Here is a 12,659-nt window from a genome sequence, read left to right on the forward strand (position 1 = left end):
CCGGGCGGCGGCGACCCGGCCGCCGCGGCGGCCGCCCCGGGCGGGGCGGACCAGGTGGACGCCCAGCACGCCTCGTCCGCGCCGCACGCGAAGTCGGGCCGCAGTCCGCGTCCGAGCCCGACCGGCCACCGGGCCCCGAACGCCGCTCCCGGTGCGCCGGGGGTGCCGTCGCTGGGCCCGGGGACGATCTGCGACCAGGCCGAGCGGGTGGGCCGCTGGCCGGCGGGCTCGGAGCAGGCGCGGCTCTGCCGCGGCATCTACGGCTGACCCGACCGCAACCCGGCGGCCGGGCGGGCAGCACCGAAAGCCCCACCGGCCCACCTGACGGGCCCACCCGACAGGACCGCCTCCGGCCCTATACCACGGCGAGGTCGCGCCCGCCCCGGGAACGCCGATTGTTCCCGGGGATCGGTGCTCTGCGCGGTGTCCCGCCCGGCGCTGTGCGGCCCGGTGCACCAGCATGGTCGACGAGAGGACCGTCGGTAATCAACGGTCTTGCGGGTGCGAGGAGTTGCTCGGATGCAGATGCTGGCCGCATGCCTGTGGGGGCTCGGTGGTGCGGCTGCCATCGAGGCGTGGACCCTCCATGAGCGGATCACCTCGGTCGGCGGCTTCCCCTGGACGTACCGGGGACAGATGCGGCTGGCACCGTACGTCGTGGCGGTCGCGATCCGGCTGAGCGTGGGGGTGATCGTGACGACGGCGTCCACGGCGTCCAACCAGGTCGCGGGCCCGGTGGGCGCGTTGGCGATCGGGATCGCGGCGCCGCAGATCCTGAAGCAGATGTTCGCGCGCGGCCCCTCGCGTCCCGATCTCCCCTCGCGTCCCGATCGCTCCTTGCGTCCGGACCTCCCCTCGCGTCCGGACCTCCCCTCCCCACCCGGGGAGCCCGGGCCCCGGCCCGGTCCGGTGCGGACCCCGATCGTCCCGCGGGTGGACACCAGGTACGGCGGTCCCGCCGACGGGGCCGACCAGCGGAGGAGGCGTCGTGGCCGGTGATTCCGTACGGGGTGGAGGGGAGTCGGTGACGCGCGGGCCCCAGGAGCCGCCGAGGGACAGCTTCCGGACCTGGCTGCGGGCCGCGCTGGCCTTCGAGCCACTGCAGGTGCCCGGCCCGGGCGCGGTGCTCCACAACGCCGAGCTGGCCGGCGCCGACCTGCGCGGGGCGGACCTGCGGTCGGCGGACCTGACGGGCGCGAGCCTGGCCGGCGCGCGGCTCCACGACGTGGACCTGAGCTCGGCGATCATGACCGACATCAACCTCTGCCAGGCCGAGCTGTGGCGCGCCGACCTGTCGGACGCGACCCTGGACGACGCCAACCTGTACGCCGCCGACCTGTCCGGCGCGAGCCTGGTGCGGGCCCAGCTGTTCAACGCCCACCTGGCGGGCGCCCGACTGCGGGACACCCGGCTGCCGGACTCCGACCTGCGCTACGCCCTGCTGACCGGCGCCGCCATGGACGGGGCGGACCTGAGCCGGTCCCAGCTGTGCGGGGCGGTCCTGGCCGGGGCGACGCTCCGCGGCGGCGCCCTGACCAGGGCCGATCTGAGCCAGGCCTACGTCACCTCGGCGGACCTCACCGGGGCGGACCTGTCGCGCGCCACCCTGGACCACGCCTGCCTCGCGGGCGCCGTCCTGGTCGACGGGGACTTCACGGGCGCCGGCCTGGCCCACGCCGATCTGACCGACGCGGACCTGACCGGCGCCCGGCTGGACGGCGCCGATCTGATCGGCGTCAGCTGGTCGCTGCGGACGGAGTGGCCGGCCCACCTCTACATGGACATCCGCAGCCGCTCCGAGGAGGTGGGGCCGGGGGTGTTCCGGATCGTCGGGGCGGACGCCCGCCTGGAGGAGCTGCCCCGCGAGCCGGTGCTGATCTAGGGCCTGCCCCGACGTCACGGCGCGCCCAGCACCCCCTTGTCGATCCGCGGCGCCAGCACCCGGGCCAGGGTGTCCGTGATGTGCCCGGTGTCCCGGTAGAGCACCACGCCCTCCAGGACGGCCGGGCAGCTCGGTCCGCTGCCCGGGCAGAGCAGCGGACCGAGGTCGAGGGTGCGGACGCCGTAGCGGGCCGCGAGGCCGCCGTCGAGCAGGGGGTCGGGCTCGAAGGCGGTGTCGCGGGGGAAGAAGCAGGCGTCGGAGCGGCCGTCGGAGGCGGCCAGGCAGGTGGGGATGTCCTTGCCCGGCATCGGGGTGTCGCCGAGGTAGGCGAGCGGGGCGCCGAGGGCGGTGAGCCGGTCCAGGGTGCGGGTCCAGCCGGTGGCGCGTTCCTCCTGGCTGCCGTAGCGGTTGAGGCCGGCCATCAGGACCAGCCGGGGCTTGGGCCCGGAGGTGAGCCGGGTGAGGGTGTTCTCGCGCCAGCGGTCGCATTCGTCGAAGGTGCGGCCGAGGACGTCGTTGCGCACGGTCAGGGTGGCCAGCGGGCAGCCGGGCTTGACCAGGACCTCCAGGGCCCAGTGCCGCTGTTCGGCGAGCGCGAGCCCGGCGGAGATCCACTGTCCGGCGTGCGAGTCGCCGAGCAGCACGATCCGGTCGGGGCTGTCCTGGTTGCCGAAGAGGCAGCGGGGGCTGCTGTCGGCGTTGAGCGGGATCTCGCAGCCCTTGCCGGGCGGGAAGTCCTCCCGGGCGCGGGCGAGCGAGGGGGTGAGACCGAGCACCCGGGTGCCGGGGGCGAGCAGGGCGGGCCCGTCGACGGCTCCGGCGGGGGCGACGGCCTGGGCGGACGCGGGGCCGCCGAGCGCACGGACGGTGCCGCCGCCGAGGGTGAGCGCGGCGATCAGCGGGATGACGAGCGCGCTGGCGCCGACGGCGAGGCCCCGCCGGGGCGCCGGGCTGCTGCCGTACCGCAGGGGTTGTTCGACGAGTCGCAGGGTGAGCCAGGCGGGCAGCGCGGCGGCGGCGGTGAGGGCGAGGAGCACCGTCCAGGGCAGCTGGCCGTAGCGGGCCTGGGCGATGGTCAGCACCGGCCAGTGCCACAGGTACCAGGCGTACGAGAGGCGGCCGGCGGCGCGCAGCGGGCGGGTGGCGAGGACGCCGCCGACGATCCGGTCGGCGGGGGCGGCGAGCAGCAGGGCGGCGGTGCCGAGGACGGGCAGCAGGGCGGCGGCGCCCGGGAACGGGGTGGTCCGGTCGTACCGGAGGATCGAGCCGAGGACGGCCGCCAGGCCGGCCCAGCCGAGCAGCCGCAGCGCCCCGGTCAGCGCGCGGCCGGGGGTGCGCCCCGGTGTGCGGGCGGCGAGCGCGCTGCCCAGCAGGGCCGCGCACGCCCCTGCCGCGAACTCCCAGAGCCGGCTGCCGGTGGAGAAGTAGGCGAGCGGCGCCGAGGTCGCCGTCCAGCGCAGGCAGAGGGCGAGTGAGAGCCCGCCGACGGCGAGGGTGGCGAGGGTGATCGCCACGGTGCGGCGCCGCCCGTGCAGGTAGCGGGCGAGGCCGAGCAGCAGGACGCCCCAGAGCAGGTAGAACTGGTTCTCCACCCCGAGGGACCAGAAGTGCTGGAGCGGGCTGGGGTCGTGTTCGGCGGCGAGGTAGTCGGTCTGTTGGCCGACGAAGCGCCAGTTGGCGAACTGGCCCGCGGCGGCGATCAGGTCGTGGGCGAGGTCGGTGCCGCGCAGCGGGTCGAGCAGGGCGCCGCCGGCCGCGGCGGTGGCGACCAGGACGGTGGCGGCGGCGGGCAGGATGCGGCGCGCACGGCGGGCGGCGAAGTCCCACAGGCCGATCGGGCGGCCGGTGAGCAGGCCGGTGATGAGGAAGCCGGAGATGACGAAGAAGATGTCGACGCCGACGTAGCCTCCGGTCGGGCCGGGGACGGCGGCGTGGTAGGCGAGGACGGAGAGCACGGCGATGCCGCGCAGTCCCTCGATGTCGGGTCGGAAGGCGGTGCGGCGGCGGGGTTCTCCCGTGGACGCCACGGTGCCGGTGGCGGAGGCGGCGGAGGTCGAGGTGGTTCCGGCGGCGGCGGCCTGCCGGTCCACCCGGACGATTCCGGGCAGGATCTCGTTCGTGGACACCTCGTCGTCGGACGTGGACGGCGACGGCGGTACGGCCGTTGACACGGCGGTGCTCCTTGCTGGGCTGGCATCGGTGGTCGGGGGCCCGCCGGGCCGTTGGGGCGGCCGAGCGGCGGGTTCCGCGCCGGTGGGGCGACGCGCAAGGAAACGCAGCGGGAAAGCGGGACAGCGGGTGAAGCGGCAGAGCGGGTGGGTCAGAAGATCAGCGGGTCGGCCCAGCCGGAGGCGAGCACCCCGCAGAGCAGCAGCACGGCGGTGACGGCGACTGCCTCCGCCCGGCCGAAGCCGAGGTCCGAGCCGAGGTCCGAGCCGAAGCCGGAGCCCATGGCGGCGCGGCGCCGCGCCGGGGCGGCGACCTCGCCGACGACGGCCCCCTTGCCGCCGTCCCCGGCCCCGCCCCGCCCGGTGCCGAGCAGCGGCCACAGGGCCCTGATCAGCGGGACCATGGTGTACGCGGTGAGCCCGAGCAGCGCGGTGAGCGCCCAGTACGGCCGCCAGCCGTACTCCAGTCCGGCGCGCACCAAGCCGGCCGCGCCCGCGAGGACGACGAAGCCGAGCCAGCCGACGCCGAGTCGGGCGACGCTGCGGGCCAGGGCGGTCCCGCCGGAGACGGCGCCGGTGGGCACCCAGTCGGCGGAGCGGCGGCGCAGCGCGTGGGCGATGGCGATCACGTGGCAGAGCCCGCCGAGGAGTTGGACCCGGGTGACCTCGAAGCGCCAGCGGGTGCGGGACATCGCGGGCAGCAGCACCAGGGCGACCCAGATCGGCGGCAGGAAGGGCAGCACCTGCCAGGGCTGGATCTCCTCGGGGGCGAAGAACAGCATGATCAGCGCGGGCAGCGGCACCGCGAAGACGTTCACCGCGCTGGTGACGTAGCCGAGGATGCCGTTCCAGAAGCAGAGCCGGGCCGAGCGCGGGAGCGGGCCGCTGCGGAAGTCCGGGTCGCGGACGAGGGCGAGCGAGCCGAGGCACCAGCGGTACTGCTGGCTGATGAAGGCGGGCAGGCCGGTGGGCGACATGCCCTTGGCGACCAGCGCGGGGACGTACCGGGTGCTCCAGCCGGCCCGGGCGAGGGCGAGGCCGGTGTAGAGGTCCTCGCTGTGGTCGATCTCGGCGAAGCCGCCGATCCGCTGCAGGGCGGCGCGTCGGTAGAGCGCGTTGGTGCCGCAGCAGACGGTGCCGTCCTGGGCGTCCCGGGAGGGCTGGATCCAGCGGTAGAAGATCTCCTGGGTCGCTCCCGCGGCGCGTTCGAGCCAGGACATGTCGGCGTCGGTGTCGAAGCACTGCGGGCTCTGCACGATGCCGACCTCGGGGTTGTCGAGGTAGGGCACCAGGTGGTGCAGGAAGTCGGGGCGGGGGCAGAAGTCGGCGTCGAGGACGGCGATGATCTCGCCGGTGCCCTCGGCCAGGCCGTGGTTGAGGTTGCCGGCCTTCTTGAAGCGGCCGCGGTCGGGGCGGGCGCGGTACTGGAAGCCGTAGGAGCGGGCGAGTTCGCGCACCTCGGGGCGGTCGGCGTCGTCGAGGACCAGGACGGTCAGCTCGCCGGGCCACCGGACGGCGGCGGTGTGCCGGTAGGCGTTGTCGAGGACGGCGAGCGGTTCGCCGGCGGTCGGCAGCAGCAGGTCCACGCTCGGGTGGCGGGCGGGGCTCCAGGCGCGCAGCAGCAGGTCGTGCGAGTCGCGGGTGAAGCGGCGGGCCCGTTGGCCGTCGGTGAGCGAGAGCAGCCAGGTGGCGGCGTTGAGCACGGTGAGCAGCAGGAACGGCCAGAGCAGCGGCTTGCTCAGCGCGAACAGGCCGAGGGTGGCGGTGGCTCCCGCGTAGGAGAGGGTGGCGCAGAGCAGCACCCAGCGGCGCTGCGGGCCGAAGTACCAGTAGAGCTCCTCGTCGTCGGGCGGGCTCGGCAGTCGGAGGTCGGAGTCCGCGGGTTCCGGGCGCGGACCGGTGTCGGGTGCGGGCATGGCGGTGCCATGGAGTACGGGCATGCGGAAATGGCCCCCTGGGCATCGGACGGAACTTCGCCGTACGGGCCCCAGCCTCTCACATTGGTCTGGACCAATCATGAACGAGGTATGACATCTCCGCATCGCCCCAGCTCAGCGACTTGACGGTGGATCAGTAGGACGACAGACCATCAAACGATCAACAGAACAGCCGTCTTCCGGCCCGTCTTCCAGGCCGGTTCCGACCCCTCCTCCAGGCCGGTTCCGACCCCCCTCCAGGCCGGTTCCGGCCCGCCTTTCAGGCCGTCCCGAGCTCCTTCACCAGCTGCTCGAACCGGAGGTCCGGCCGGCGCGGGACGCCGAAGCGCTCGTCCCCGTACGGGAACGGGCTGTACACGCCGGTCCGCCGAAAGCCGCGGCGCTCGTACCAGGCGATCAGCTCGGCGCGCTGCTCGATCACCGTCATCTCCATCGAGCCGACGCCCCACTCCTCGCCCGCCAGCCGCTCCGCCTCGGCGAGCACCAGCCGCCCGATCCCGCCGCCCTGGAGGCCGGGGCGCACCGAGAACATGCCGAAGTACGCCCGGTCGCCGCGCCGCTCCAGCTGGCAGCAGGCGAGCAGCTCGCCGCCCCGCTCGGCCAGCAGCACCAACCCGTCGGCATGCCCGACGGCCTCGGCGACGCCCTCGGCGTCGGTGCGCTGCCCGTCCAGCAGGTCCGCCTCGGTCGTCCAGCCGGCCTTGCTGGCCTCGCCGCGATAGGCGGACTCGACCAGGTCGACCAGCGCCGGGACGTCGGCAAGGGTGGCGGTACGGAAGACGGGCTCCCCGGCGGGGCGGGCGGCGGGCCCCGCGACGGTCTCGGACATGGCGGATCCTCTCCTCGGAACGATGTCGACTTCCGGGGCATGGTGCCACAGCCCCTGAGCAGGGCGCAGGGGCTGGGGCGCCGTCCATGGCGGCGGACACCACGGGCACCCGGCCCACCGGGGTGCCGCCGCCACCTGGCGCGGCTGGCGGGTACATGGCTACCCTGCTCCCGGCCGGCCCGACGGCCGGCCCGATCCCGGCCCAACCACCTTCCGCACCAAGACCGTTGGGCCATTCGTACCGGAACCAGAGGAGTGTCCATGCCCCGCTCTTCCCGCTCCGCCCGCCCCACCGGTACCACCAGAAGACCAGGAACCCGCCGTCGGCTGTCCGTCCTCGCCGTGCTCGCCGCCGCAACCGCCCTGGTCACCGGCGTCACCGCACCCGCGTACGCGGCCGACCCCGCCCCTCTCGCCCCCGCGCCTACGCTCGAGGCCCGGCCGGCCTTCCACCCCGACCGCGACTTCGCCGGCTCCACCGTCGCCGCCCACGAGGGCCGCACCGGCGCACCGGCCCTGGCCACCCTCGCCGCCACCCAGACTCCCGGAATGGACGTCGCGAGCTACCAGGGCAACATCGACTGGTCCACGGCGGCGGCCAACGGCGCCCAGTTCGCCTACATCAAGGCCACCGAGGGCACCAGCTACACCAACCCGTACTTCGCCCAGCAGTACAACGGCTCCTACAACGCCGGGCTGATCCGCGGCGCCTACCACTTCGCGCTGCCGAACAACTCCTCCGGCGCCGCCCAGGCCAACTGGTTCGTCGACCACGGCGGCGGCTGGTCCGCCGACGGCGCGACCCTCCCGCCCGCCCTCGACATCGAGTACAACCCGTACGGCGCCAGCTGCTACGGCCTGGGCCAGAGCGCGATGGTCGGCTGGATCAGGGACTTCAGCAACACCGTCCTCAACCGCACCGGGCGCTACCCGACGATCTACACCACGACCAACTGGTGGGCGAGTTGCACCGGCAACTACGGCGGCTTCGGCGCCACCAACCCGCTCTGGATCGCCCGCTACTCCTCCTCCGCCGGCACCCTGCCGAACGGCTGGGGCTACCAGACCTTCTGGCAGTACGCCGACTCCGGCACCTTCCCCGGTGACCAGGACCTGTTCAACGGCGCGGCCGACCGGCTGAGCGCGCTCGCCCTGGGCTGACCGGGCACACCGCTGCTCCCCGCACCGGTCCGGCGCGGGGAGCAGCGGGCCCGACGGTCGGGGAGCAGCGGGCCCTGACCCGCCGGACCGACGGCGGGGCTCAACGGTCGGTGAGCTCCGGCGCGAACACCGTGCCGAGCGGCTCCGGGCCCACGTACTGCTGGCAGTTGCAGGGGCGCGGCTCGTAGCTCACCGGGCGCCGGTCGGCGTCCCAGGCGGTGGGCGCCTCGACCACCTCGTGGCAGCGTCCCTGCTTGTCGTGCTTGGCCAGGTGGTGGGTGCAGCCGCAGACCGGCTCGGGCGGGCGGCCGGCCGCTTCCAGGGCGACCCGCTGCCGCTCGGTCGCCTCCAGCACCTCCAGCTTGCGCTTGTGACGGGTCTTCAACACCTTGCGGGCCAGATCCGATCCGCCGTAGACGACCATGGGCAGCAGCCACCACAGGTTCCACAGGTTGTCCATCGGCTTCCCCCCGTTGCCCCGTCGACTGATCCGCCGTCCGATCCGCCGTCCGATCCGCCGTCCGATCCGCCGTCCGATCCGCCGTCCGATCCGCCGTCCGATCCGCAGTCGGCCCCGATCATACGACTGCCCAGCAAGAACGCCCCGCCGGGGTCAGCGGATGACCGGCAGCACCGGCACCGGACTCCGGCCCGCCGCCGCCTCGATGAAGGCCACCGGGTCGGCGACCTCGGCCAGCAGCGCGCGGGTGAAGTGCAGCGCCCCCTCGGCCGGCGCGGGCCCGCCGACCGCCGCGACCAGGTCCAGCAGGTGGACGGTCGCCTCCATCAGCGCCACCTCGCCCAGCGCGCCGACCGTGACGCTGCCGAGCAGCGGGTGCGCCACCACCGTGCTCGGCGGCAGGTCCGCGAGCCCGGCCAGGGCCTCCGGGCCCTCGGTACCGAACCGGGCGATCAGCGCGGCCGGTCCGTTCGCCTCGGCGGCCTCCTTGGCCAGTTCGGCGACCTGCCCGGCGGCGGTGTGGGCGAGCCCGCCCGGCCGGTTGAAGGTCCGCAGGATGTCCGCTCCGCGGGTCAGTTCGGCCGGCCCGTCCAGGACGGCCCCGCGCAGTCCGGTGAACATCTCCGGCACCGGCGCCACGTGCGCGTAGAGGTCCCGGACGGTCCACTCGGTCAGCCGGGTGGGCCGGTCCCAGTCCGCCGCGTCCAGGGCCGCGCCGCGAGCCGCCCAGGACCGCCAGGCCTCGGCCAACAGCTCGCGCACGTAGTCGTTCTGACTGCTCATCGGGGCCTCCTCGACACGGTGTCCACGGAGCGGTCCACGCTACCCGCCCTCACGCGGAAAACCGCTTGCACCCCCGGCGCCCGGGCAGTCACCATCGCCCCCATGACCACCGCACCCGCCCGCCCGCTGCCCCCGACCGCCGCCGCCCGCCCGGCCACCGGCCAGCAGCAGCCCGGCCGCTCCCGGAGGCCCGACCGCGCCGTCGCATGAGGGCCGCGCTGCTCGCGGGGCTGCTCGCCGGGTACGGGGTCGCCGTGCCGGTGGGGGCCGTCGGGGCCTACCTCGTGGCACTCACCGCGCGCACCTCGCTGCGCACCGGCGCCGGCGCCGCCCTCGGCGTGGCCACCGCGGACGGGCTGTACGCGCTGCTCGCGGTGCTCGGCGGCAGCGGCCTCGCGCCGCTGCTGGCGCCGGCCGCCGGGCCGTTGCGGATCGGCTCGGCCCTCGTGCTGCTCGCCCTGGCCGTCCGCACCGCCCTCACCGCCCTGCACGCCTGCCGCTCCGCCGCCGACCCGGCACAGGCCCCGGTGACGCAGGCCCCGCCCGGCCCCGCCCGGGCCTTCCTGGCCCTGCTCGGGCTCACCCTGCTCAACCCGCTCACGGTGGTCTACTTCACCGCCCTGGTCCTGGGCGACGGCCGTGACAGTCCGGCGGACCCGCTCGCCCGCGCGGTCTTCACCCTCGCCGTGTTCGCCGCCTCCGCCAGCTGGCAGCTGTTGCTCGCCTCCGGCGGCGCCCTGCTCGGCCGGGCCCTGACCGGGGCCCGCGGCCGGCTGCTGACCGCCCTCGGCTCGGCGGCCCTGGTCGGCTGGCTCGCCGTCCGGCTGCTGCTCGACTGATCGACCCTCCACCACCGACGACCGCGACCGCCGTCCCCGCCGCCAATGACTGCGACCGCCGTCCCCACCGCCGTCCCCCACCGCCGCCGATTGCGCTCCGTCACCGATCAGGGCGCCTTCGGGGCCTGTTTTCCACCGATTCGTACCTTGTATCCTGGATCTGTATCCGCTGCGTAACCTGCCCCCTGTCCGGCCCCGGCACGGCCGATGGCGCCGGCACCGACTCGGAGGAGTAGGACATGGCTGAGCGGGACGGCCCCGAGAAACGCGGGCGCCTGAGTCGCCCCCTGGTGCTCGAGGCCGCCGTCGCCCTGGTGGACCGGGAGGGGCTCGCCGCCCTGACCATGCGCAGGCTGGCCGCGGAGCTCGGCGTCGAGTCGATGGCGCTGTACCGCTACACCCCCGGCAAGGAAGCCCTGCTGGACGGCCTGACCGAGGCCTACTTCACCGAGATCAACACCCGGCTTCGCACAGCCGCAGGCGACGGCCCGCACCGGACCGGGTGGCGGACGGAGCTGCGCCGGATCGCCCAGGCCTTCAGCGTCGTGGCGCACGCCCACCCCGAGATCCTGCCGCTGGTCGCGACCCGCCCGCTGGCCGTCCCGGTCTCCCGCCGGCCCGCTCCGGCCCTCGCGCTCACCGAGCACATCCTGGCGGTGCTCGGCCGGGCCGGTTTCGACGACGCCACCGCCCTGACGATCTACCGCACCTTCGTCGCCTGGAACCTGGGCTGCCTGCTGGTGGACAAGCGCCAGGTGGTCGACAACCCGGACGAGCCCGATCCGGTGCTGCGCCTGGGCCTGCACCGGCTGCCCGCGGCCGACTACCCGCGGTTGCGCGCGCTGGTGCCCCGCTTCGCCGACTTCGACGACCGGGCCGAGATGCTGGCCGGACTGGACAGCCTGCTGGACGGGATGCCCGAGCCGCCCCTTGACGCCTTCTACGAGGAGGGCGGATCCTGAGGATACGAGGTACACGTCGGACATATCCGCACTCATCATCAGAGGTCGTCATGTCCGCCGTCCCCACCGCACCCCCCACCCCATCCCGGCCCGACATCCTCAAGCTCCGCGTCACCGCCCGGGACGCGGACACCCTGCGCGCCCTTCTGCGCGACGCCCGCCCCGACACCGGCGGACACCCCCGGCTGGAACCCGACGGCAGCGTCGGCATCGACGTCTTCGCCCCGGGCGACCAGGTGGCGGCCCTCGAACGCGAGGGCGTCACGGTCACCAGGATCGGGAACGCCAGCGCGGACGGGCGGGCCGCCCAGGCCGAGGTCGGCACCGGCGACCGGTTCGCCGCCGCCGACGCCGTCCCGCACGGCCTGGCCGCCAAGCTCGCCGGCTGAGCCGGGAGGCTCGTCATGTCGTACCTGAACATCACCGAGGTCGAATCCGCCGTGACCAGCCTGGCCACCGCCTACCCCGGCACCGCCCAGCTCATCACCCTGCCCGAGCCCTCGATCGAGGGCCGCACCGCCCACGCCCTGCAGCTCGGCCGCCCCTCGCGGGCCCCCAAGGACTGCGTGATGCTGATCGGTGGCGTGCACGCCCGCGAGTGGGGCAGCTGCGAGATCCTCGTCCACTTCGCCGCCGACCTGCTGGAGGCCTTCCAGAGCAACACCGGCCTCGGCTACGGCGGCATCTCCTTCACCGCCCAACAGGTGCAGGACCTGCTGCTCCGGCTGGACCTGGTGGTCTTCCCGCTGGTCAACCCGGACGGCCGGCTGCACAGCCAGACCGTCGACGCGATGTGGCGCAAGAACCGCAACCCGGCCAACTCCGGCGGCAGTTCCAACCCCGACTGCATCGGCATCGACCTCAACCGCAACTACGACTTCCTCTTCGACTTCCCCACCGCCTTCGCCCCGACCGCCACCCCGCAGGTCTCGACCAGCCCGTGCGACAGGTTCCTCTACGAGGGCCCGAGCGCCTTCTCCGAGCCCGAGACCCGCAACGTCCGCTGGCTGCTGGACCGTTACCCGGGTACGCGCTGGTTCGTCGACGTGCACAGCTACTCCCAGGACATGCTCTACAACTGGGGCGACGACGAGAACCAGTCGGACGACCCCGGCATGAACTTCCGCAACCCGCAGTACGACGGCAAGCGCGGCCTGCCCGGCGACGCGTACGCCGAGTACATCCCCAAGGACGACGCCGACACCGCGCTCGAACTCGCCACCGCCTTCTGCCAGGGCGTTCAGGGCGTACGCGGCACGGCGTACCGGCCGCTGACCGGGTTCCACCTCTACCCGACCAGCGGGACCAGCGACGACTACGTCTACTCCCGCCACTTCGTCGACCCCGGCCGGGGCAAGGTGCTCGGCTTCACCGTCGAGTGGGGCGTGAAGAGCTTCCACCCGCCGTGGGCGGAGATGGAGAAGATCGTCCTCGACGTGGACGCCGGGCTCGTGCAGTTCTGCCTGGCCACCGCCTGAGCACTCCCGAACACAACACCCCCGGACACAACACCCCCGAACCACAGTGCCCGACAGCAGGGGCGGGGGGGGGGGGGCCCGGGGGGGGGGGGGGGCGGCCCGGGAAGCGTGAGCGTGGTGGCGGCTCGGGGGATGAAGGTGCTGGGCATGCGCGCCCCCA

General features: G+C 74.5%; 12 protein-coding genes and 1 pseudogene. 8 read left to right on the plus strand and 5 right to left on the minus strand.

The genetic code is table 11. The features are described from left to right. The 3 genes and pseudogenes from ABTY61_RS38830 to ABTY61_RS38840 form a co-directional block, all read left to right on the plus strand. Positions 1–267 (plus strand): annotated as a pseudogene (locus ABTY61_RS38830) (hypothetical protein); the annotation flags it as partial. 252 nt (positions 268–519) lie between these two features. Next, the gene (locus ABTY61_RS38835; protein WP_350509932.1) at positions 520–999 is read left to right on the plus strand and encodes a hypothetical protein; all 480 of its coding nucleotides are present in this window, start codon (positions 520–522) and stop codon (positions 997–999) included. Positions 1,000–1,024: 25 nt separating this feature from the next. Beyond that, the gene (locus ABTY61_RS38840) at positions 1,025–1,882 is read left to right on the plus strand and encodes a pentapeptide repeat-containing protein (protein ID WP_350509933.1); all 858 of its coding nucleotides are present in this window, start codon (positions 1,025–1,027) and stop codon (positions 1,880–1,882) included. A 14-nt stretch (positions 1,883–1,896) separates the two neighbouring features. On the opposite strand, the gene ABTY61_RS38845 is transcribed toward ABTY61_RS38840, so the two are convergent. The 3 genes from ABTY61_RS38845 to ABTY61_RS38855 all read right to left on the minus strand — a co-directional run bounded on the left by ABTY61_RS38845 (position 1,897) and on the right by ABTY61_RS38855 (position 6,816). Next, positions 1,897–4,053, minus strand: coding sequence for an acyltransferase family protein (locus ABTY61_RS38845; protein WP_350509934.1), 2,157 nt, complete (start codon positions 4,051–4,053; stop codon positions 1,897–1,899). Positions 4,054–4,202: 149 nt separating this feature from the next. Next, entirely contained in the window at positions 4,203–5,990 is a 1,788-nt protein-coding gene (locus ABTY61_RS38850) for a glycosyltransferase family 2 protein (protein ID WP_350509935.1), read from the minus strand. Between the two features lie 256 nt (positions 5,991–6,246). Next, positions 6,247–6,816, minus strand: coding sequence for a GNAT family N-acetyltransferase (locus ABTY61_RS38855; RefSeq protein ID WP_350509936.1), 570 nt, complete (start codon positions 6,814–6,816; stop codon positions 6,247–6,249). A gap of 261 nt (positions 6,817–7,077) precedes the next feature. Between ABTY61_RS38855 and ABTY61_RS38860 the strand changes: the two genes are divergently transcribed. Then, positions 7,078–7,977 (plus strand): lysozyme, encoded by a 900-nt coding sequence (locus ABTY61_RS38860; protein ID WP_350509937.1) that lies wholly within the window; start codon positions 7,078–7,080, stop codon positions 7,975–7,977. Between the two features lie 100 nt (positions 7,978–8,077). Here the strand turns inward: ABTY61_RS38860 and ABTY61_RS38865 are convergent, their stop codons facing one another. Together ABTY61_RS38865 and ABTY61_RS38870 are read right to left on the minus strand one after the other, a co-directional pair. Further along, positions 8,078–8,401, minus strand: a complete 324-nt coding sequence (locus ABTY61_RS38865) for a hypothetical protein (protein WP_350509966.1) — start codon at positions 8,399–8,401, stop codon at positions 8,078–8,080. Positions 8,402–8,590: 189 nt separating this feature from the next. Next, positions 8,591–9,220 (minus strand): maleylpyruvate isomerase N-terminal domain-containing protein, encoded by a 630-nt coding sequence (locus ABTY61_RS38870; RefSeq protein ID WP_350509938.1) that lies wholly within the window; start codon positions 9,218–9,220, stop codon positions 8,591–8,593. A 206-nt stretch (positions 9,221–9,426) separates the two neighbouring features. On the opposite strand from ABTY61_RS38870, the gene ABTY61_RS38875 reads away from it, so the two are divergent. The 4 genes from ABTY61_RS38875 (at position 9,427) to ABTY61_RS38890 (ending at position 12,499) form a co-directional block, all read left to right on the plus strand. After that, positions 9,427–10,059: a LysE family transporter gene (locus tag ABTY61_RS38875; RefSeq protein ID WP_350509939.1), complete on the plus strand. Its 633-nt coding sequence runs from the start codon at positions 9,427–9,429 to the stop codon at positions 10,057–10,059. 239 nt (positions 10,060–10,298) lie between these two features. Next, positions 10,299–11,021: a TetR/AcrR family transcriptional regulator gene (locus tag ABTY61_RS38880; protein WP_350509940.1), complete on the plus strand. Its 723-nt coding sequence runs from the start codon at positions 10,299–10,301 to the stop codon at positions 11,019–11,021. A 50-nt stretch (positions 11,022–11,071) separates the two neighbouring features. After that, positions 11,072–11,410: a hypothetical protein gene (locus tag ABTY61_RS38885; RefSeq protein ID WP_350509941.1), complete on the plus strand. Its 339-nt coding sequence runs from the start codon at positions 11,072–11,074 to the stop codon at positions 11,408–11,410. 15 nt (positions 11,411–11,425) lie between these two features. Beyond that, positions 11,426–12,499 (plus strand): M14 family metallopeptidase, encoded by a 1,074-nt coding sequence (locus ABTY61_RS38890; RefSeq protein ID WP_350509942.1) that lies wholly within the window; start codon positions 11,426–11,428, stop codon positions 12,497–12,499. Positions 12,500–12,659: the final 160 nt, after the last annotated feature.

Source organism: Kitasatospora sp. NPDC096128 (assembly GCF_040303105.1).
GTDB lineage: Bacteria > Actinomycetota > Actinomycetes > Streptomycetales > Streptomycetaceae > Kitasatospora.

Bases quoted from the DNA above. Each gene is read 5' to 3' on its own strand.
- ABTY61_RS38835 (WP_350509932.1), top strand. From the start codon at position 520: ATGCAGATGCTGGCCGCATGCCTGTGGGGGCTCGGTGGTGCGGCTGCC.
- ABTY61_RS38860 (WP_350509937.1), top strand. From the start codon at position 7,078: ATGCCCCGCTCTTCCCGCTCCGCCCGCCCCACCGGTACCACCAGAAGA.
- ABTY61_RS38865 (WP_350509966.1), bottom strand. From the start codon at position 8,401: ATGGTCGTCTACGGCGGATCGGATCTGGCCCGCAAGGTGTTGAAGACC.
- ABTY61_RS38890 (WP_350509942.1), top strand. From the start codon at position 11,426: ATGTCGTACCTGAACATCACCGAGGTCGAATCCGCCGTGACCAGCCTG.
- ABTY61_RS38850 (WP_350509935.1), bottom strand. From the start codon at position 5,990: ATGCCCGTACTCCATGGCACCGCCATGCCCGCACCCGACACCGGTCCG.
- ABTY61_RS38880 (WP_350509940.1), top strand. From the start codon at position 10,299: ATGGCTGAGCGGGACGGCCCCGAGAAACGCGGGCGCCTGAGTCGCCCC.
- ABTY61_RS38875 (WP_350509939.1), top strand. From the start codon at position 9,427: ATGAGGGCCGCGCTGCTCGCGGGGCTGCTCGCCGGGTACGGGGTCGCC.
- ABTY61_RS38870 (WP_350509938.1), bottom strand. From the start codon at position 9,220: ATGAGCAGTCAGAACGACTACGTGCGCGAGCTGTTGGCCGAGGCCTGG.
- ABTY61_RS38855 (WP_350509936.1), bottom strand. From the start codon at position 6,816: ATGTCCGAGACCGTCGCGGGGCCCGCCGCCCGCCCCGCCGGGGAGCCC.
- ABTY61_RS38885 (WP_350509941.1), top strand. From the start codon at position 11,072: ATGTCCGCCGTCCCCACCGCACCCCCCACCCCATCCCGGCCCGACATC.